We start from the raw sequence: 18,582 nt of genomic DNA on the forward strand, positions 1-18,582 counted from the left end.
TTAATAATTAGCTGTGTTTGGAATGGTATAGAAGACTTCCTGATTTAAAGTAAATCCTTTGTCTCCCTGTGAAATCAGTGTTCCTGTTTCATGTCTTAAATTGATGATAGCATTGGCAAACTGTTGGTAAGCCTGCAGATATTGCAGCTCTGAAGAGGTAAGCCGTTCCTGAAATAGAATTACATTAAGTATCGTTGTTAATCCTGCCTGAAGTTTTACCTGTTCATTATTAAAAGCTTCTTTATAGGAATCCAGAGCTTCTTTTGCTCTTTCTAAGACGACCACACTGTTATCCAGAGTATTGATGGCGTTACTGATATTCAGTTCTATATTTCGCTCTAAATTTTCATTTGATATTTTCTGATCATTTAAAGCGATCATACTTTTGGCATAATTCCCTTTGGCCAAATTGTTATTGACCGGGAAAGTAAATGTCAGTTTAGCTCCTGCGCCTAAATTCCTTCCTTCGTTATTGGTAAATGAAGAGAATGCTTTATCTACTCCGTTTCCTGCAATTGCTCCTCCATAGAAAACAAAACCCGTCAGATCTAATTGAGGTTTTTTGTTATTTTCTGCCAGTTTATACTGTATTTCCAATGCATCGGAAATTTTTTCAACGGCTTTCAGGTCTCCTCTTTTTTCTTTGGCAACTTTGATTAAAGAATTTCGGTCAAGATTTGTTGTGTACTGCGATTCTTTGATAGCAGGAAATTCATTGACGGGGATGTCCAGCTGGAGACTTTCCTCGTTACTGAGTCCTATTACTCTTCCCAGGTTAATTCTTGCTTCATACAAGCCCTGTTGTGCCACAGCAGTCAGCTTTTCCTGATTATAAAGGTCTGCATTCACCTGAGCGATGTCTCCTGCAGGTTTTTTATCTGCTTTTATAAGTTCTTTGGTAACATCCATTACATTCCTTACCCGGCCTTCGTTTTCTTTATAGATTTCTAAACTTTTATAGGCCAGATAGTAACTCCAGTAAGCCTGGCCTATCTGTAGAATGGTATATGAATTGGTAAATTCATTATTGCTCCTGGTATTTTCTATATAAAGTTGTGAAACTCTTTCAGAAATTGTTGTTACCTCTCTTCCTCTTCCCTTTAATAGGGGTTGTGTCAATGAAAAATTGACAGACCCAAGATGATTTCCCCAGAAAGCCCCAACATATTGGTTAAAGCTGTCATAAGGAAAGTTATTATTATTAAAACCATATTTTAGACTTATATCTGTTATCTGTCCTGATCTGAGCTTCTTTTGGAGCCCTGCTGAAAAGTCCAGTGTATTGGTTTTTAGAAATTTATCCATATACTGATTTCTAGGATCTGCGTCAAAAAGTGTATATTTATTGTGTTTGACCGCTACCTCCGAAAACAGGTTAACATCAAATACGCTTCTTTGGATCTGAAAGTCACCTTCAGCATCTTTTATGGTATAACCACTCCTTATTATGCTGGGATTCTTTTCAAATGCAATATTTGAAATTTCTACCAGATCACAGTTTATTTTAGACTGTCCATAAAGGCTGGTAACACCTAAACCCGTAAATAGTACATAGATAAATTTGTAAAACCTCATTTTGGAAATGAATTATTTTTAAAGTTAAACCTCTGAAAACCGGTGCAGTATCTGCCCAAAACGGGAACCTGCCTGAGCTACACCATCTAATATATTGGTGTCTATAAGATCCTCCTCTTCCGGATTGCCATATCCCAGCTGATCTGTTGTTTTTCTCAATCTGTTTGACAGGAACAAGGCTAAGGCATAGTAGAAATTTGATCTAAATTCAGGGTTTGCTGCCATCCGTTTGCTTATTGTATCACGGGAGATCTGATAGACCACTGACGACTTTGTAACGACCACAGAAACTGATGGCGGCCTTGATTCCAGAAAGGACATCTCTCCTACGATCTCTCCTGCCTCCAGTTTGGCAACGCTCTCTCCGTGGCTGTTATCTGCATATACAGATAACTGGCCTGATAGAACGATGAATAAACTGTCAATAGACTCTCCTTTTTTGATAAGGGTATATCCTACCGGTAATTCTAATTTACTTCCGTTATGGATCATCCATTCTACATCTCTGTCATTTAATTGACCTAAGAAAAAAAGTACTCTTTTCATAATTATATCTTTTTAATAAGGTTATGCTAAAATATTTTGTTTTACGCTGATAATTACGCCAAAAAAACTGCTATTCCTGACGCTTGTTTATTTCTTTATTTTTTGCAGAGAATTATATAATCCTTTATAATCTGTCATAATCCGCCCGCTTTTATTACTGCTGGCTGTTTTGTCTGATTTATTACCATAATCCTGATTCCCATTGTCTGGTTTTACAGGAATATTGATGTATAAATACTCCGGATCCGACTGATCTGTTATTTTAATTTTCTTGTCAATCGGCAGTTTTCTTCCAAAGAATTTTTCTAAAGCTTCTTCAGGATTTTCAAGCAAATAGTTTTTGAAATCTTCATTTTCCCAAGCTTCTGAGATAATTCTAAAGAATACTTCCTGCCCTTTTTTTTGTTCTTCTGTTAGGTTCATATTTTTATTTTATATCTATTATTCCAAAGAGTTGATGAGTTCTTTAGGGGTAATATCATATTGATCTGCAAATAGTCTTGAAAAATAATGCACATCATTATAACCGACTGCATATGCAATTTGTGAGATAGATTTTTGTATGTAATTATCTATCATCTGTTTTGCTTTATGAAGGCGCAATACTCTTATATATTTATTGGGAGTCAGGTAGACTAGATTACCCACTTTTCTGTGCAGCTGTCTTTCACTCACCGCCATTTTATATGAAAGCTCGTAAAGGTTTAACTCATTCTGAGTAAGCGAGCCATAAATTTCTTTTTCTAAGTTAATCAGCCAGTCCTGATCAATTTTTGCAATTTTATGAGGGTTTATGTGTTCAGAGCACAAATCCCGAACATTTCCGTTGGATTCGTATATATCAAAAATTTCCGGACGGCTTCGAAAGGTCAAATTCAATGTTTTAGCTTTTGTTTTCAACATGACCTCTTCGATGATGTCACTTATTTCTTTACTACTGGAAAATATTATTTCGTCTTTTTTATCTTTGTGGTGTAAAGCCGTACTCTTGCTTACGGTGATGATATTTTCCAAGGGATTTTTAATATTTTGAATAATTTGTTCCAAAATATCAGGAGAACTCCAATCTATACTTTTTGCTGTATTCATCTTAGTGGGGATTTGATTAATAAGAATCTGATTATTAGCTTACTAAATATCTATTAGCTTCATAAAAACCTTTTAGACCTTCATAGTTCATTGATACCGGAATCGTTTCGGAACCTAAATAGTTAATTGAATCACCTATAACATCTGTTTTTATTCCCATTAGATTCATTACCCTTAAAAGTTTGCTGTCACATTCTGCGAAAGCAACACTATTCTCATCTTTGCAAATGGGAGTAATTGCACATACCATCAACTTTTTAAATAATGTTCGGTCTTGGTTGGTTTTATGGGTGGCAAATCTTCCAATATGCCATATTGATGATATATTCTGAGAATTACTAATATCTAAAGGATTGATATTAAATAGCTTTTGTATAGGAAGTTTTGTTTGATAGTCCCATTTAATGACCCGAATAGAACCTTGGATATTTCCTGTAGTGTCTTTTACAACAAAAATCTCAGAATTTTTAAAATAGCTTAACTCTTCATTATATACTTCTTTCACATCATTCTGCAGCTCCATAGCCGGCATGGTACTTTCGGAATGATGATTAAAGTTTTCCTGTACTACAAATTTGGCCAGCTCTGTCAACTGTTCCAATTCTAATTGGTTTAAATAACTTTGTGTGATTCTCATGGTGGTTATGTTTTTAACAAATCTACTTGGCATAAATGTCAATCCCACTACACCAAATTGTAGTATTACCCTGATTATCAAATTACTACACAAAAGTGTAGTTTAATTCTTTATTGTATCAAAATGATAAATACATTTAAAAAAAAACATTAAGAAACAGATTTTAATATGAAAAAAATAAATTTAAATCCAAAAAACAACTAACATTATTGATTTTATGCTATTTTTGTATAAAACTGATAAAATGAATGCAAATGAAACGAATTCTTTCTTTAATCATAGGAATACAATTAGTAGTGTAACAGAGGAAGAGAAGGAGCAGCAATTCAGCTATCTTGAGTCTATTAAAGCATTTGCGAGAGCTACCTATACCAGTATATATGTGATTGATTATATGAAACAAGGATTTGAATATGTTTCAGACAATCCTTTGTTCCTTTGTGGTAACACTCCCCAGCAGGTACTAGAAATGGGATATGCTTTTTATTTCAAATATGTTCCTAAAACGGATCTGGAGCTATTACTAAAAATCAATTCTGTAGGATTTGATTTTTATGACAACATTTCCTTGGAAAGCAGATTGGATTATACGATCTCTTACGATTTTCATATCATCAATAAGGAAGATAAAAAGATATTAGTCAATCAAAAATTAACCCCTTTATTTTTAAACAAGGACGGAAAAATATGGAAAGCAATATGTATTATTTCTATTTCTTCCGAAAGAGATTCTGGAAATATTAAGATCTATCAAAACGGAGAAAATAAAGTTTATCATTACCGTCTTGACAGGGGTGTCTGGGAAACGGAGAAAAAAGCTGTTTTATCTAAAAGAGAACAAGAAATCCTACAACTTTGTGCACGAGGATTTACCATTAATGACATAGCTGAAGCTATATTTGTTTCTCCAGATACGGTAAAGTTTCATAGAAGAAAATTATTTGAAAAATTAGAAGTGAGCAATATCACGGAGGCTATTGCGTATGCCACAAATAATAAATTGATTTAATGGATAGTATTGGTACTGCCAATGTATTTTTATAGGTATCAGGCTTTTTTATAAAACCTAGTTGGAAAGTCATATAAAATATATTCCTGCTTTCTTTGCTCTACTCTTGTCTTTATGAGTCTACTTCTACTAAGTTCTTTATACCGGATAAAGAATATATATATATATAAGTTGATTTTCTATCAATTAATTTAATGAAAATAGGCTAGTCCTATTTTATTCACAACCTGAGCTATTAATTTTGTAATTAATAAAATAATAAAGACCATGGTAATGCACCTTACGAGAAGATTCACTTTCCCATAACTTGTTGAAAAGTACTGGTAATAGAACCAAAAAATATAGCAAATTTTCGCAATCGTCATAAGACCAAGAGCCCCCTTTAATACCATTCCACTGGCAAATGGAAGTATTGTAACAGAAAATATTCCTTCTATCACAAGAATTCCTACAATCATATACATATTCAGTATTAAATTTTCGGAATAATTTTGCTTACTTTTTTTAAATAGAAGGTAGCTCATGAGTGCATAAAACGGAACCCATGATAAAGCAATTAATTTTGCATAGTGTTTAGTAACTCTTGAAAATCCTTCAAAGTCTTTATCAGTTTGGGATAAGTCAATAGTTTTACCCTTTGCAAATTCTCCAAGAAAGTATCCTACCCCGATAATGATGATGATTGCAGTGAATGCATTGAAATATTTCACTCTCTTACCTTGTACGTATTCTCTTACGCTGTGTCCTGGTCTTGTAAAAAGTTCTTTTAAAGTAAAAAAGAAGCCTTTATCTAGATGAAATACTCCGTGTATAAGATCATGCACTATGAAATGTTCCAGGGAGAAACGATGGGTAGAATTTTTTTGCCCACAGATAGAACAAAAATTATCTTTAGTAGCTGCATTACAATTTAAGCATTTTTCGCTCATAAATTTTTCGCTTATTTTAATTCAAAAACAAAACGAGAATAGTAAATTCCTGTGTAAATATAAGTTTTTAAATATTTAGAATGAATAGCTATAAAACAGTCTATCAAAAATTTAATATTATTCTCAATTAATTATAGATATCCACTATATTTATTCATAACAACAACACCTCATTAAATAATTAATTATCAACATAGTAACAAACAAGCCTTTTTTATTCTATATCATAAGATATTGTTGACTATAGAAACTTTTTGTTATATTTTTTAATAAATTAATTTGATATACTTTTTCTAATCAAATCCTTTTGGATCTCTAAATCCTTAAGGGATAGTTTTTTTAATTTTCTCTGAAGATTTTCTGTGGCACTGTATTCAAAAAAGTCTTTTATTATTCCAAAATCAGTTTCCAAATCTCTAGAAGAGGTATTAACTTCAAAAAACGGAATATCACCTTCTAGCATTTGAGCCACTTCATGTTTGTGGATCAACATCAAATCAGAATCTTTAGGAACATTTTTGAAAGCTGCAGCCAAATAATCATGAATTTTCTGTTCATAATGTTGAAAACTGACTAAGCTCTTAGGTAGCTTCAATTGGTTGTTAATTTTTGTATATAAACTAGTATTTCTCCATATATATCTTACTGTACTATTATTAAATGCAGATAAAGGAGAAGCTTGATCTTCAAGTAAAAAGCCAACATGATCCAAAAACAAATGATAGCTTTTCTCGAAGCCCTTCAAAAAATCTTCCAGATAGTATACGGGATATACCGCTTCTCCATTGAGTGTGGGTATATTCTGTTTTTGAAAATTTTCTTCCACAAACCTGATCACAAAGCGCCAGTTATCCGTATAACGATCGACACTTTCATTTGCTAAATTCTGGATACTTTTTTGTTTATGATAACCATAACCACAAGTACCAATAGGCATACCAGTGCCCGATTCATAATGATTAGGCAACAGCATGGTCAATAACACAGAATCATCAATCTCACCGGTAGTAAATTTTTTGAAAAACTTTTGATTTTCCGGATGAATTTTGGGCTGTATAATAGTTTCATGATCAATGATAACCGGAGTTGTACCTCTGGCAATAACATTTTCATAATGAAAATCTACTGCATTCAAAACATATAAAATCCCCAGCATAAACCCTGCACGCTCATAATATAAGTGAAGTTCATCCTTAGATTTGCAAGAGATCGGGTTTACGAATTCTAACCAGTGATATTCTTTATCTCCAGCTATTTGATAAAAACAATCTCCTAATGAATAATATTGATTAACCCAATTCAACAATTTAAAAAAAGCTTCTGTAATATTAGCTTTTGTAGGTTTAAAAACAATTTTCCTATTGTTCCCAAGATCAAGAATTGCAGTGGACATCCCTTTATGAAAATCACCAACTCCTATTTTAATATCTTCTATTTTTGAAGAGTCCTTACCAATCAGTTGATGTTGATATAAAGTGTCTATATCCCGAATGAATCCTTCTGAAATAGTTGAAAACAAATTAGTTTTCTTCCACTCGTATTTATTCAATAATTTCTCTGCAACAGGGTATTTGTTAAAAATCAACTGAAGGTTGCTTGCTTCTAATTCTCTCTTATACCCATCAAATGTCCGGGATAAATCAGCCTTTTTAAAGTCCTCAAAAAATGACAACAAAACTCCCTCTATAAAAAGGAGTGCTGGATCTTGAATATTGTTATATGATGACCGGGTAACCAAAATAGTAAAGGTTATTTAAAAAAGACATTTATAATTAAGTGATATAAAATAACACCTGCAAAGAATGATAATCCTAATTGAATAGTACTGTATTTTTTTTTCTCTTGATTATTTTCCATAACATTATTGCTTTTACTATAAAAAGTTATTTTTTTCTTAATATATGAATGACTATCTTATATATTAAAATTCCCAATGTGAAATAAAGTATATATTTAATATCCATTAATTGAAATTTATTTAAATAATTGATGAATATAAAAAAACATGATGTCTATTTTGTACAGTGACAAAAAACATCATGTTTTTATTTATTAGCTGGAAATATTAGTTTCTAATACCATCTACGACTCCACATCCAAAGTCATAAATTGCACAAGCAAGGATACCCAAACCAACTATTGCCGGAGTACCACCACCTGCTACTTTCTCTAGTTCTTCGTCAGTTAATTCCACTTCGTTAAGATCTGGCTTACGAGGAATATTAATGAAAATCTTATTTTCGTCAGATTGGTCTTCAACAACTAATTTAACGTTGTCATATACTTTAAATTCATAAGAGTCTTCAATTACCTTTTTAGGATTGTTAATAAATTCTGCTTTGAATTTAGAATCATTTGTTGATTTGATGATTAAATCATTAATAATATTTAATTGTTGTTCGTTTGCTAGTTTCATGTTATTATATTTTATTCGTTAGTAATTTTTTGTAAAGTAAAATTGATTGGTAAAATTTCTATAGTAATTATGTTTACAGTAATTTTCAGAAAATTGATTAGCTCGTTGCCCAGTTATAGAAATCTTTAATCTGATGTCCAACCCATACCCCTGCATCATATAATGGACCACCTGCCCCTCCTGATACCTGCTCTAATTCTTCTTCTTTTAGTTCCACATCTATTTGTGGCTGAGATGGAATATTTAAGTAAAACGTACTATCGTCAGTTTGATCTACGACTACAAGTTTTTTTCCATTTGGCATAGTAGCTCCCAAATCTTTCCCAACAATACTACCTATTGTTTCAGCAGGATTATTAACTAATTGTTTTTTGAATTCTGGATTTGCCCAAGCTTTTTCAATTAAAGTTTTTATTAGGTCTTCTCCTTTTTGTTGTTCTAATGTTGTCATAATGTTAATTGTGAAATGTTAATATGTTTTTATTTTTTAAATAATGTGGCTAGTACTCTATAGGTAAAGTTGGTACTATCCATGGTGGAAGCCCCGTACTAGTTGGCCACATGATACCTCCTGAAACAGCCTCTAACTGCTCTTCATTCAGTTCAGCGTCTATCTGTACTTTTGCAGGGATATTGATATATATAGTAGATTCGTCGGTCTGATCTCTTACTACTAAAGTTTTCCCTTCCGGTAAGTTTAGTTTTTTACCTGTCAGCTTCTCAATAGCAGAAATAGGATCTGCTAGTAATTCTTTTTTAAACTCAGCATCATCCCATACTTTTTGTACGATTTCTGCGTATATTTTTTCGTCCTGTGTAAACTCCATGGTTATATAGCTATTATGATAATGCTGTTAAGAATGGGCCAGGAGACAATGGTTTAGGAGGAAAAGTAGGTATGCAACCTCCGCCGTCTGGACCAATCCAAACACCTCCGGCTACCGCTTCCAGCTGCTCTTCGTTCAATTCAGCATCTACCTCTACTTTTGCAGGAATATTGATATATACAGAAGATCCGTCGGACTGATCTCTTACCACTAATGTTTTTCCTTCAGGTAAGTTTAGCTTTTTTCCTATAAATTTTTCAATAGTTGCAACGGGATTTGCTATTAATTCTTTTTTAAATTCAGCATCATCCCATGCTTTTTGCACGATTTCTACGTACACTTTTTCTTCTTGTGTAAATTCCATGGTTATATAGTTATTTGTTATTGATTACAATGTTGTTAAAATTGGAGGGAATCCAGGAAATGGAAATACTCCTGTACAACCACCTCCTGTTCCTGTAGGATCCCAAACACCTCCAGCAACAGCTTCTAACTGCTCTTCATTCAATTCTGCATCTATCTGTACTTTTGCAGGAATGTTGATATACATAGTAGATTCATCAGACTGATCTCTCACTACGATAGTCTTTCCTTCAGGAAGGCTAACTTTTTTTCCTGTAAATTCTTCAATAACAGCTACGGGATTAGCCATTAGTTCTTTTTTAAACTCAGCATCATTCCATGCTTTCTGTACGATTTCTGCGTACATTTGTTGTTCTTGTGTAAATTCCATGATAATTATATATTTAATATTTATTTAACGAAGAATTGGAGGAGTACTCATATAGCTTAAAAAATCTAGAACACCGGAAACAACATCTTTAACAGTACCTCCTCCTGCGACCATCTCTAGTTGATCCTCATTTAGTTCCATATCCATTTTTGGCCTTGCAGGAATGTTGATGTAGACATTTGAATCATCAGTCTGATCTCTTACTACCAAAGTTTTACCTTCTGGTAAATTCAACTTTTTACCTGTCAGTTTTTCGATAGTTTCTACGGGATTGGCCATTAGCTCTTTTTTAAACTCAACATCATCCCATACTTTTTGAATGATCTCTGCGTATAATTTTTGTTCTTGTGTAAATTCCATGATAATTATGTTTTTATTTATAATTAGTTATGTATTGAGAGATTGCTAAATCAGAAAGATCAACAACAGGATTCTTAATCTCTCCGTTCAGTTTTTAAATTTTTATGCAATCTTTTAATGCGGGAAACATTGCGTCTGCCAGATCTTTCCATATCATTTGTCCTCCTCCTGCTATAGCTTCCAGTTGATCTTCCGTAAGTTCTATATTATCCATTTCCGGTTCTGCAGGGATATTTACATATACTTTAGATTTATCCGTCTGGTCAACAATTATCAACTCTTTCCCTTCCGGCAAAATCACCTCTACTCCCGTTAATCTTTCTATAGCAGCTACAGGGTTTGCCAGTAAATCTTTTCTAAAATCCACATCTTCCCATGCCTTAGAAATAACCGTTTGTATAATTTGTTCTTTTTTGTCTTCCATAACACTTCTGTTTTGTATGAGATAAAGGTAAAATGCTTTTCTTGTATAGATTTGCCAAGTTTTACTTCAAAACTGTCAGTCCTATTTTTTCTTTCTAATTATCTTTTATCTCTTCTGCTCTTGGACAATTGTCATTTTCAATATTGTAAAGATATGTGGCTATTTTTGTATAAAATTGTCAATTTATACTTGAAAATTGCCAATTATTAGCTTTATTCATTTTTTTCATAAATTAGCCTCTACAAAATACATCTTAAGTTCACCTTTTCCTTTTGCCTGAATGTTTCCACGGTATTCAAAGCTAAAACAGTCTTCATTTTTTATAAGGAGATAAAGTGATTCGCTAATGTTTACTTTCCCTACCATACCGTTGCTTTCTATTCGGCTGGCAGTGTTTACAGTGTCTCCCCATACATCATACTGGAATTTTTTAACCCCTACAATTCCTGCGACAATAGGCCCCGCATGAATTCCTAGCCGCATTTCAAAAGCAGGTCTATTGGTTTGCATATTTTCATTTTTCCTTTCCGCCATAAAATCCTGCATTTCCAGCCCGGCTAAAACAATATTCTTCAATGAATTTTGATCAGGTTTCGGAATTCCTCCTGCAGCCATATAGGAATCACCTATTGTTTTTATTTTTTCAATCTTATATTTTTCGGAGATGAGATCAAAAGCTTTAAAGCAAACGTTAATTTCTTCAACCAAACTCTGAGGAGACATTTTTTCAGCAGTTTGTGTGAAGGATTTAAAATCGGTAAAGAGAATGGATACCAGATTGAAATCCCTGGCATTGACACTTCCTTTTTGCTTTAGTTCTTCAGCAATTTCTTCCGGAAGGATATTCAGCAGTAGTTCTTCTGAGCGATCTTTCTCTATTCTAAGTGCTTCTCTAGACTTTTTGACAAAGTTGAGCCTGTTCCATAAGCCTCCAGCTAAAACAAGAATGAAACCTAAAGAAATAATAATGGCATTTCTTTGTTTTTCCTTTTTCTGTACCTCCTCTTTATGTTTGATCTGAATAGTATGTTCTTTCTTTACATAGGCAATACTGTCCGTCAGCTGCTGTTTCTGGAACTCCATGTTCATCATCCTGTTAGATGTCTCTTTGGAGTTTAAGCTATCTTCAAAAATGTTTGATTTCTCATAGTAGGTAAGAGCTTTCTTATCATCTCCAAGTGTTTTATATGAATGATAAAGACAGTCGCAAGCATCTTTTTTCAAACTTAGGGATCCTATTTTTTGAGCAATGGTAAATCCTTCGCTGCATTTTTTTACCGCTTCCTTGTTTTTACCCTGCCCTGCATAGATGTTCCCTATAGCAATCTGAGAATCTCCAATGTACTGCTGGCTATTCATTTCTTTTGCGAGCTGCAATGTATTATTAAAATATCCTAAGGCCTTAGAATAATCTGATTGTTCATAAAACAGCGTTCCTAAGTTATTCAGGACTTCAATTTTAATCTGCTTATCATTCTGTTCATTAGCAACCTGAAGCGCTTTGCTCAGATTTTCATAGGCAAGATCAAAATCCTTCAGCTTTACCTGAATAGATCCTGTAGAATTTAAATTCTGAGCGATTGCCTTTACATCATTCAGCTTTGTATATACATTGTATGCTTTTCTATAATACTTTAAGGCACTTGTATAATCTTCCAGCTTAGAATAGATCCCACCGATATTTTGAGTGGTTATAGCGATCGTTTTAGGATCCTTAATTTCTGTTTGAATTTCTAAAACTTTTTGATAACAGCTGAGAGCCTGAGAAAATTTACCTAAATAGTAGTAGGTTCCCCCCATATTGTTGGTTACTGATGAGATTCCTAATTTGTATCTCACCTTTTTGTATTCAGAAATACTTTTTTCAAAATAAGAAAGAGATTGAATATAGTTTCCCTGAAGAGAGTAAGAAATAGCCAGATAGCTATAGCAGTCTCCTGCTTTTTTAAAATCTTTATGTTCATAATAGCTTACTAAGCTTTTATTAAAGTACAGCACAGATTCTGCAAAATTTCCCGACTCCTGCTGCTTTATACCAATATTCAGCAGGCTGTCTGCAGTGCTTTTAGAACCCATTGACTGGCTCTCTATTTTTTTATTGGTTTGAGAAAACGTTCCAGGATAATTTCCGATATATAAAAAACAAAAAAACAATATGTATTTATAATTTATCATAACGAAAAGGCTTTTATTGCGTTGCATATTAATTAAATAGTATAAAATATATAAAATGAGCCTTAGAGACCGTTTTATCATTCATACTTTTTTAATAAAAAATCGCATATAATTCTTAAAATCAGGAATTATATACGATTCATAGAATTTTCTACATCTACTTTCCGCCAAAAATGCGGCCCTCAGAGTTAACTGGTTTTATGTAGATAGGTGGGTCTCCATCATTTCCTCCAGATATCACGTCCAGCTGTTCCTCATCTAATTCCATATCATCCATATCCAGCTCTGCCGGAATATTTACAAAGATGGTAGTAGAGTCAGTTTGATCTACGAACGCCAGATTTTTCCCTGCAGGCAGAATAATAGGACTTCCCAAAAAATTCTCCATAGTAGCTACCGGATTCTGGATTAAACTGTTTTTAAATACAGGATCTTTCCAGGCTTTTTTTACAACAGACTGTAAAATTTCTTCGTCTTTGGTTAAATTCATAAATTATTTTTTTATTGTTAAACGGTATCTGTTCTAATATGGCATGGTAAATTTATTTTGTTTATACCTGACAGAACTGACAAAAAAACTGACAAATGGAAGACAATAAACCTTAAGCATATAGATAACAACAGTAATAGGTATTATAAACAAAAAAAGCCCTGTGTAATTGAATTACACAGGGCTTTCTATCAGTAGACAACCTTTAAGGTTATTATTTTTCATTATTTAAAATCTTTATCCTTAATCTCTTTATTGTAATATAAATCTACAAGAGTGGCTATCTGGTCTCCGTCTTCGGATACAAATGTAGATTTTGTAGCATATAAAAGATCGCCGAATTTTTTGTAATCGCTCATCAAAATGGTTGAAAATGCACTTTTATTATTGTTCTCGACAGTTTCTTCCTTGTTTAATAAATAAGTTTTTAGATCATAATAAAGGTAAGTTACTTTGCCCGCGACATAAGTGGCCTTTATTTTATAATAAGCTTTTTCAGTATTAGTCTCTACAAGCTCAATCGTATACAGTGCAGGATCTATATAAGCCAATTCATTTATGATGTACTTTCTATTGACTTTATCCTTAAACTCTGCCTGATCTGCCAGTTTTCTTTCTCCATTTACCAATTCATACCCCGTTTTCCCGTCAAACCAGGATTTATAAACAATTCTTCCCTGGTATTCAATTTCAAAACTGCCTTTATTGGGTGCCATTTCCTTGGTGATCCAATTCACATTTCTCCCGTCCATCACTGTCTCGGACTTAGAATAAAGAGTTTTTATACTGTTCAAAAGCTTTTTCCCGCCAGTAGCCTGAATAGCTTTTTCTATAATATCATGGGCTTTTATTTGGCTCGATTCCTGAGAGAATAAATGATTGGAAGCTGTAATCGCACTGACTACTAAAATGAGGTTGAATAGTTTCATGGTTTTGTTTTATAAAGACAAATTTACCAAAAGACCTGTCAAGTCACATCTTTTACTTCATTAAATTGTAAAATTAAATCGATATCACAAAAAAAGCCCTCCGTAATCAAATTACAGAGGGCTTTGTACCCCAGGCGGGACTTGAACCCGCACACCCAAAGGTACAGGATTTTAAGTCCTGCGTGTCTACCAGTTCCACCACCAGGGCGGGTGTATGGCGAAAAAAAAGATTCGAACCGAAGTACCAATCTTATAAAAGATATCCCGACAAGATATTCTTTTTTCGCTTAGTGCGGATGAAGGGACTCGAACCCCCACGCCTCACGGCACCAGATCCTAAGTCTGGCATGGCTACCAATTACACCACATCCGCTAACTTTGCTGATTTGCTTTTGCAAATACAACTCTATTTCTTACAAATATAAGACTTTTTATTTAAATAACAGCCTCTATTAAAACAAAAAGCCCTCCGTAAGCTGTACAGAAGGCTTTGTACCCCAGGCGGGACTTGAACCCGCACACCCAAAGGTACAGGATTTTAAGTCCTGCGTGTCTACCAGTTCCACCACCAGGGCAGGTGTGGAGCGAAAAACGGGATTCGAACCCGCGACCCCAACCTTGGCAAGGTTGTGCTCTACCAGCTGAGCTATTTTCGCATAGTGCGGATGAAGGGACTCGAACCCCCACGCCTCACGGCACCAGATCCTAAGTCTGGCATGGCTACCAATTACACCACATCCGCTGGTTTTTTTATATTGTAAGTTTTAAAGAGCTTGCTTCGTTTTTGTGAGTGCAAATATAGGACATTTTCCTTTATCTCCAAACTTTTCCAGAAAAAAAATTAAAATTTCTACATTTTTTTTTCACGGCACCTTTTATTACATTTCATTTTCTTATTTTTACATCGTTAATATTTACGATATGGAATTACAAGGAACGGTAAAGAAACTTTTTGATGCTCAAACATTTGCGAGCGGGTTTCAAAAAAGAGAAATGGTTATTTTGACCCAGGAACAGTATCCACAGCCGATAAACATAGAATTTTTATCTGATAAAATCAATTTATTAGATAACCTTAAAGAAGGAGAGAATGTAAAGGTTGGAATCAACATCAGAGGAAGAGAATGGGTTTCTCCTCAAGGTGAAACCAAATACTTCAACTCTATTACAGGTTGGAGAGTAGAGAAAGTTTCTGATATTTCATCAGAGCCTACTCAGGCTATGCCTCAGCATTCAGCTTCTCCAGCTTCTAATGAGAATCCGTTTGCCGGAGATGACGATGATGATTTACCTTTTTAATTAAAGAATAAAGATCAAATATAAATCCTGCTTTTTAAAGTAGGATTTTTTTTCTAAAAAATGGTCCGACTAGACGAAAACGAGATTTCATTCCCCGACCCTGAGCTTTATGATGGTCACGAGGGATTGATTGCCTTTGGTGGTGATCTGTCCGTAGAGCGCATCTGGTTCGCCTATCAATTAGGGATTTTCCCCTGGTATAATCCTGATGAAGAAATTCTGTGGTGGTGCCCGGATCCGAGATTTGTTCTGTATCCTGAAGAGATAAAGGTTTCAAAATCTATGAGAAAGATATTAAACAAAGATGTATTTACTTTCTCCGAGAATCAGAATTTCAGGGAAGTAATCAAAAACTGCCAGCAGGCAAACAGAAAGGGGCAGACAGGAACCTGGCTTTCTGATGAACTGATGAATTCTTTTATCAAGCTGCATCAATATGGTTTAGCCAAAAGTATTGAAGTATGGCAGAATGGTGAATTGGTGGGTGGTTTTTATGGACTTCAAATTGGAAATGTCTTCTGTGGCGAAAGTATGTTTGCAAAGGTAAGTAATGCCTCAAAAGCAGGTTTCATTCAATTTGTAGAACGTAATAAAAATAATATTGAATTAATTGATTGCCAGTCTCATACTGATCATCTTGAAAGCTTAGGAGCGAAAATGATTTCTAAAAAAGAATTTCTAAAAATCTTACACGAAAATAATGAACGCAGATAAAGAAAAGTGGGTTCTTCTGGCGGTCCTGAGTATTATTTGGGGCTCCTCATTTATTTTAATCAAGAAATCACTGGAACATTTTAATCCGTTTCAGGTAGGATCTTTAAGGGTTCTTATTGCCGGGATTATTTTACTTCCTATTGCCATTTCCAACTACAAACTGTTTCCGAAAAAGCATTTGAAATGGCTTATTCTGGCTGCTTTTACGGGAAATTTTATCCCTATGTTTCTTTTTCCAATTGCTGAAACTGAGATAAGCAGCAGTATTGCGGGGATTATCAATTCTATGATGCCTATTTTTGTCATTATTGTAGGAGCATTAGTCTGGAAATTCGAAACTACAAAAAAACAAATTACAGGAACGATAATAAGCTTTGCCGGAGTATGTATTCTTGCATTCGGCGGTAGTGACAGCGGAGAATTCAAATTGATTCCTATTTTACTTTTACTATTGGCAACGTTATGCTATGCACTAAGTACAACGACTGTAAAATCAAAATTGATGACAGTTTCCTCCTCTGTTTTATCTGCTTTTGTTTTCTCTTTTATTTTATTTTTACCCTCTCTTCTGGCCTTGACAAGTACTGGATTTTTTTCTGAATTCAGCTTTTCAAAAGATAATATGACTGGACTAATGTTTGTCAGTCTGCTATCTATTTTCGGGACAGGCCTGGCTATGATGATGAATTATCGTCTGCTGAAGGTTTCCACTCCCCTTTTTGCTTCAACCGTCACTTTGGTGATGCCTATTGTAGCAATTATCTGGGGAATTATTGACGGTGAAAAGCTGACCTATCTTCAGTTTATAGGGGCAGGAATTATCATTGCCGGATTGATATTTTTACGAACAAATCCAAAGAAATAAAAGCACGTTATATTAAAAAAACCTGCATCTCTGCAGGTTTTTATTTATTTTAGATTAATCTAGCTCTTTTTCTTCACCTTACTGGCTTTCACTTTTTTCACCTCATCTTTAATGAATGGATATTTTTTCTGCATATCTTTAACCAAAGACGGATCCAGCTCCAAAGCTTTCTGAAGAGATTCTATTCCTTTATCCTGTTCTTTCAGGTTAAAATAGCAATTACTCAGCTGATAAAACAGTTCTGCTCTATAATGATTTTTTATTGCGCTATTCAATACTGTTACTGCATCTTCATATTCACCTACCAGCATCAACACTTCTGAATAAGCATACCAGTTGTAGAATCTTGTAGGTTCTGCATCAACCAATATTTTAAGACAGGAAAGACTTTCTTCAAATTTTCCTGAATCAATGAATAGGAAAGCCAATCTTTTCTGATAGTCAAGATTACTTTCATTCAGCTGGGTAGCTTCTTTAGCATAATGCAATGCTTCAGACATTCCGCCCATTTCTTCGTACAGATAAGACTGCTCCATCATTGCAAGATAAAACTGAGGATCTTCTCTCAGTGATTTCTGGAATGAGTTTAAAGCTAAAATTGGCTGTTTTAAGGCTTTATTACATAAGCCGATCTTATAGAAAGTAAATGCCTTCGTATATTCCAGCTCAAGCATTTCCTCATAAGTCTCAATGGCTTTCTGATATTGTCCTAAAGCTTCATAACAGGCCGCTTTATTAGCATATACTCCAACAGAGCTGGAGTTGATTGCCAACAGATAATCATAGCCTTTTATTGCTTCATCATAATTTTTCCTGTTGAAATAGAATTGTCCATACTCAAACCATGCGGTTTCAGAATACGAGAATTCATCTAAATATTCATTTAGAAAGGCAATAGCCTCCTCACTCTTATTCAGGTCACTGAAACACACCATACAGTTTTCCAGCGAGTATTCATCCGTTGGATCTTCCTTCAGTGCTTTTCTGTAATGTTTAAGAGCGTTAAAAGGATCCCCGAGATTCACATATTCATCTGCAATAAAGTTGTGAAGGAAGTTTTCTTCCTCCTCTAATGTTAAAGCTTTTTTGCAGATCTCAATGGATTTTCTAGGATTTCCTAAACTCGAATAATACTTGGCGTAGCAAACCAAAAAGTCTGTATTTTCCATAGAGGAACCTTTCAGCTCATTGATAAGGCTTTTCGCAGTATTATATTCTTCCCACTCCAAAAGAATTTCAAGTTTTTTGATCTTGATATCCAATGAATTGGGATGAAGCTTCAATCCATAATTAACAGCCCTATCGGCGTAATTAAAATCTCCAAGCTCCAAATAATAAACAATGATATCTTCCAGTTCTTCGGTATCGAAGTAGAATTCGTCATTGTTTTCCATCATTTCCTCGAACTTTTTTACAAGTTCATTTCCAAAATACTCTTCCAATAGTGTCGTCTTTGTCGGCCCGATGTCTGAATTAGCTTACAAACCTCGGCAAACTTTTAATTAATAATACATCTGAAACTGATATTCAAATATTTATGCAAAGTTGCAACTTTTTTTTGAATT

The 18,582-nt window shown here is 34.1% G+C and carries 22 protein-coding genes and 5 tRNA genes; 4 read left to right on the forward strand and 23 right to left on the reverse strand.

The genetic code is table 11. From position 1 onward, the window contains the following. The 5 genes from LF887_RS23340 to LF887_RS23360 all read right to left on the reverse strand — a co-directional run bounded on the left by LF887_RS23340 (window position 1) and on the right by LF887_RS23360 (window position 3,847). Window positions 1-1,575: a TolC family protein gene (locus LF887_RS23340; RefSeq protein WP_236856632.1), complete on the reverse strand. Its 1,575-nt coding sequence runs from the start codon at window positions 1,573-1,575 to the stop codon at window positions 1-3. A 24-nt stretch (window positions 1,576-1,599) separates the two neighbouring features. Beyond that, entirely contained in the window at window positions 1,600-2,121 is a 522-nt protein-coding gene (locus LF887_RS23345; RefSeq protein WP_236856633.1) for a cyclic nucleotide-binding domain-containing protein, read from the reverse strand. Window positions 2,122-2,208: 87 nt separating this feature from the next. Continuing rightward, a complete protein-coding gene (locus LF887_RS23350) occupies window positions 2,209-2,544 on the reverse strand; it encodes a hypothetical protein (RefSeq protein ID WP_236856634.1) in 336 nt (111 codons plus the stop codon). Window positions 2,545-2,562: 18 nt separating this feature from the next. Further along, window positions 2,563-3,210 carry a helix-turn-helix transcriptional regulator gene (locus LF887_RS23355; protein WP_236856635.1) on the reverse strand — a complete coding sequence of 216 codons (648 nt, stop codon included), beginning with the start codon at window positions 3,208-3,210 and terminating at the stop codon, window positions 2,563-2,565. 34 nt (window positions 3,211-3,244) lie between these two features. Next, window positions 3,245-3,847 carry a hypothetical protein gene (locus LF887_RS23360; protein WP_236856636.1) on the reverse strand — a complete coding sequence of 201 codons (603 nt, stop codon included), beginning with the start codon at window positions 3,845-3,847 and terminating at the stop codon, window positions 3,245-3,247. A 244-nt stretch (window positions 3,848-4,091) separates the two neighbouring features. On the opposite strand from LF887_RS23360, the gene LF887_RS23365 reads away from it, so the two are divergent. After that, window positions 4,092-4,856 carry a response regulator transcription factor gene (locus LF887_RS23365; RefSeq protein ID WP_236856637.1) on the forward strand — a complete coding sequence of 255 codons (765 nt, stop codon included), beginning with the start codon at window positions 4,092-4,094 and terminating at the stop codon, window positions 4,854-4,856. 191 nt (window positions 4,857-5,047) lie between these two features. On the opposite strand, the gene LF887_RS23370 is transcribed toward LF887_RS23365, so the two are convergent. The 17 genes from LF887_RS23370 to LF887_RS23450 all read right to left on the reverse strand — a co-directional run bounded on the left by LF887_RS23370 (window position 5,048) and on the right by LF887_RS23450 (window position 14,881). Then, the gene (locus tag LF887_RS23370) at window positions 5,048-5,785 is read right to left on the reverse strand and encodes a DUF3667 domain-containing protein (protein ID WP_236856638.1); all 738 of its coding nucleotides are present in this window, start codon (window positions 5,783-5,785) and stop codon (window positions 5,048-5,050) included. Between the two features lie 274 nt (window positions 5,786-6,059). After that, window positions 6,060-7,523 carry a type 2 lanthipeptide synthetase LanM gene (gene lanM / locus LF887_RS23375; protein ID WP_236856639.1) on the reverse strand — a complete coding sequence of 488 codons (1,464 nt, stop codon included), beginning with the start codon at window positions 7,521-7,523 and terminating at the stop codon, window positions 6,060-6,062. 327 nt (window positions 7,524-7,850) lie between these two features. Continuing rightward, entirely contained in the window at window positions 7,851-8,201 is a 351-nt protein-coding gene (locus LF887_RS23380) for a class IIb bacteriocin, lactobin A/cerein 7B family (RefSeq protein WP_236856640.1), read from the reverse strand. 97 nt (window positions 8,202-8,298) lie between these two features. After that, window positions 8,299-8,652, reverse strand: a complete 354-nt coding sequence (locus tag LF887_RS23385; RefSeq protein ID WP_236856641.1) for an NHLP leader peptide family RiPP precursor — start codon at window positions 8,650-8,652, stop codon at window positions 8,299-8,301. 49 nt (window positions 8,653-8,701) lie between these two features. Then, on the reverse strand, window positions 8,702-9,028 hold the full coding sequence (locus LF887_RS23390; RefSeq protein ID WP_236856642.1) for an NHLP leader peptide family RiPP precursor: 327 nt from the start codon (window positions 9,026-9,028) through the stop codon (window positions 8,702-8,704). 13 nt (window positions 9,029-9,041) lie between these two features. Further along, the gene (locus tag LF887_RS23395; RefSeq protein WP_236856643.1) at window positions 9,042-9,392 is read right to left on the reverse strand and encodes an NHLP leader peptide family RiPP precursor; all 351 of its coding nucleotides are present in this window, start codon (window positions 9,390-9,392) and stop codon (window positions 9,042-9,044) included. Between the two features lie 24 nt (window positions 9,393-9,416). Next, window positions 9,417-9,761 (reverse strand): NHLP leader peptide family RiPP precursor, encoded by a 345-nt coding sequence (locus LF887_RS23400; protein WP_236856644.1) that lies wholly within the window; start codon window positions 9,759-9,761, stop codon window positions 9,417-9,419. A 24-nt stretch (window positions 9,762-9,785) separates the two neighbouring features. Then, window positions 9,786-10,121: an NHLP leader peptide family RiPP precursor gene (locus LF887_RS23405; protein WP_236856645.1), complete on the reverse strand. Its 336-nt coding sequence runs from the start codon at window positions 10,119-10,121 to the stop codon at window positions 9,786-9,788. Window positions 10,122-10,215: 94 nt separating this feature from the next. Continuing rightward, window positions 10,216-10,545, reverse strand: a complete 330-nt coding sequence (locus tag LF887_RS23410) for an NHLP leader peptide family RiPP precursor (RefSeq protein ID WP_236856646.1) — start codon at window positions 10,543-10,545, stop codon at window positions 10,216-10,218. Window positions 10,546-10,770: 225 nt separating this feature from the next. Beyond that, complete coding sequence (locus LF887_RS23415; RefSeq protein ID WP_236856647.1) at window positions 10,771-12,621, reverse strand: adenylate/guanylate cyclase domain-containing protein; 1,851 nt, start codon at window positions 12,619-12,621, stop codon at window positions 10,771-10,773. Window positions 12,622-12,877: 256 nt separating this feature from the next. Continuing rightward, the gene (locus tag LF887_RS23420; protein WP_236856648.1) at window positions 12,878-13,210 is read right to left on the reverse strand and encodes a hypothetical protein; all 333 of its coding nucleotides are present in this window, start codon (window positions 13,208-13,210) and stop codon (window positions 12,878-12,880) included. Between the two features lie 224 nt (window positions 13,211-13,434). Beyond that, complete coding sequence (locus tag LF887_RS23425; protein ID WP_236856649.1) at window positions 13,435-14,139, reverse strand: hypothetical protein; 705 nt, start codon at window positions 14,137-14,139, stop codon at window positions 13,435-13,437. A 126-nt stretch (window positions 14,140-14,265) separates the two neighbouring features. Beyond that, window positions 14,266-14,347, reverse strand: a tRNA-Leu gene (locus LF887_RS23430). A gap of 83 nt (window positions 14,348-14,430) precedes the next feature. Further along, a tRNA-Leu gene (locus tag LF887_RS23435) sits at window positions 14,431-14,512 on the reverse strand. Window positions 14,513-14,632: 120 nt separating this feature from the next. Further along, window positions 14,633-14,714: transfer RNA gene (locus tag LF887_RS23440), tRNA-Leu, on the reverse strand. Between the two features lie 5 nt (window positions 14,715-14,719). Beyond that, window positions 14,720-14,795 (reverse strand) — tRNA-Gly (locus LF887_RS23445). 4 nt (window positions 14,796-14,799) lie between these two features. Further along, window positions 14,800-14,881: transfer RNA gene (locus tag LF887_RS23450), tRNA-Leu, on the reverse strand. Between the two features lie 179 nt (window positions 14,882-15,060). On the opposite strand from LF887_RS23450, the gene LF887_RS23455 reads away from it, so the two are divergent. From LF887_RS23455 to LF887_RS23465, 3 genes are read left to right on the forward strand one after another with little or no spacing between them, the layout of a single operon-like run. Further along, window positions 15,061-15,438 (forward strand): DUF3127 domain-containing protein, encoded by a 378-nt coding sequence (locus LF887_RS23455; RefSeq protein WP_236856650.1) that lies wholly within the window; start codon window positions 15,061-15,063, stop codon window positions 15,436-15,438. 60 nt (window positions 15,439-15,498) lie between these two features. Next, window positions 15,499-16,152, forward strand: coding sequence for a leucyl/phenylalanyl-tRNA--protein transferase (gene aat / locus LF887_RS23460; protein WP_236856651.1), 654 nt, complete (start codon window positions 15,499-15,501; stop codon window positions 16,150-16,152). Next, on the forward strand, window positions 16,139-17,017 hold the full coding sequence (locus tag LF887_RS23465) for a DMT family transporter (protein WP_236856652.1): 879 nt from the start codon (window positions 16,139-16,141) through the stop codon (window positions 17,015-17,017). Before aat ends, LF887_RS23465 begins: the two co-directional genes overlap by 14 nt. A 59-nt stretch (window positions 17,018-17,076) precedes the next feature. On the opposite strand, the gene LF887_RS23470 is transcribed toward LF887_RS23465, so the two are convergent. Then, window positions 17,077-18,459 (reverse strand): tetratricopeptide repeat protein, encoded by a 1,383-nt coding sequence (locus LF887_RS23470; protein WP_236856653.1) that lies wholly within the window; start codon window positions 18,457-18,459, stop codon window positions 17,077-17,079. Window positions 18,460-18,582 lie beyond the last annotated feature (123 nt).

Source organism: Chryseobacterium sp. MEBOG06, assembly GCF_021869765.1.
Classification (GTDB): Bacteria; Bacteroidota; Bacteroidia; order Flavobacteriales; family Weeksellaceae; genus Chryseobacterium.

Excerpts from the sequence above, each read along its gene's own strand:
- LF887_RS23340 (WP_236856632.1), bottom strand. The coding sequence starts at position 1,575 with ATGAGGTTTTACAAATTTATCTATGTACTATTTACGGGTTTAGGTGTT.
- LF887_RS23345 (WP_236856633.1), bottom strand. The coding sequence starts at position 2,121 with ATGAAAAGAGTACTTTTTTTCTTAGGTCAATTAAATGACAGAGATGTA.
- LF887_RS23350 (WP_236856634.1), bottom strand. The coding sequence starts at position 2,544 with ATGAACCTAACAGAAGAACAAAAAAAAGGGCAGGAAGTATTCTTTAGA.
- LF887_RS23355 (WP_236856635.1), bottom strand. The coding sequence starts at position 3,210 with ATGAATACAGCAAAAAGTATAGATTGGAGTTCTCCTGATATTTTGGAA.
- LF887_RS23360 (WP_236856636.1), bottom strand. The coding sequence starts at position 3,847 with ATGAGAATCACACAAAGTTATTTAAACCAATTAGAATTGGAACAGTTG.
- LF887_RS23365 (WP_236856637.1), top strand. The coding sequence starts at position 4,092 with ATGAATGCAAATGAAACGAATTCTTTCTTTAATCATAGGAATACAATT.
- LF887_RS23370 (WP_236856638.1), bottom strand. The coding sequence starts at position 5,785 with ATGAGCGAAAAATGCTTAAATTGTAATGCAGCTACTAAAGATAATTTT.
- LF887_RS23380 (WP_236856640.1), bottom strand. The coding sequence starts at position 8,201 with ATGAAACTAGCAAACGAACAACAATTAAATATTATTAATGATTTAATC.
- LF887_RS23385 (WP_236856641.1), bottom strand. The coding sequence starts at position 8,652 with ATGACAACATTAGAACAACAAAAAGGAGAAGACCTAATAAAAACTTTA.
- LF887_RS23390 (WP_236856642.1), bottom strand. The coding sequence starts at position 9,028 with ATGGAGTTTACACAGGACGAAAAAATATACGCAGAAATCGTACAAAAA.
- LF887_RS23395 (WP_236856643.1), bottom strand. The coding sequence starts at position 9,392 with ATGGAATTTACACAAGAAGAAAAAGTGTACGTAGAAATCGTGCAAAAA.
- LF887_RS23400 (WP_236856644.1), bottom strand. The coding sequence starts at position 9,761 with ATGGAATTTACACAAGAACAACAAATGTACGCAGAAATCGTACAGAAA.
- LF887_RS23405 (WP_236856645.1), bottom strand. The coding sequence starts at position 10,121 with ATGGAATTTACACAAGAACAAAAATTATACGCAGAGATCATTCAAAAA.
- LF887_RS23410 (WP_236856646.1), bottom strand. The coding sequence starts at position 10,545 with ATGGAAGACAAAAAAGAACAAATTATACAAACGGTTATTTCTAAGGCA.
- LF887_RS23415 (WP_236856647.1), bottom strand. The coding sequence starts at position 12,621 with ATGGGTTCTAAAAGCACTGCAGACAGCCTGCTGAATATTGGTATAAAG.
- LF887_RS23420 (WP_236856648.1), bottom strand. The coding sequence starts at position 13,210 with ATGAATTTAACCAAAGACGAAGAAATTTTACAGTCTGTTGTAAAAAAA.
- LF887_RS23425 (WP_236856649.1), bottom strand. The coding sequence starts at position 14,139 with ATGAAACTATTCAACCTCATTTTAGTAGTCAGTGCGATTACAGCTTCC.
- LF887_RS23455 (WP_236856650.1), top strand. The coding sequence starts at position 15,061 with ATGGAATTACAAGGAACGGTAAAGAAACTTTTTGATGCTCAAACATTT.
- aat (WP_236856651.1), top strand. The coding sequence starts at position 15,499 with ATGGTCCGACTAGACGAAAACGAGATTTCATTCCCCGACCCTGAGCTT.
- LF887_RS23465 (WP_236856652.1), top strand. The coding sequence starts at position 16,139 with ATGAACGCAGATAAAGAAAAGTGGGTTCTTCTGGCGGTCCTGAGTATT.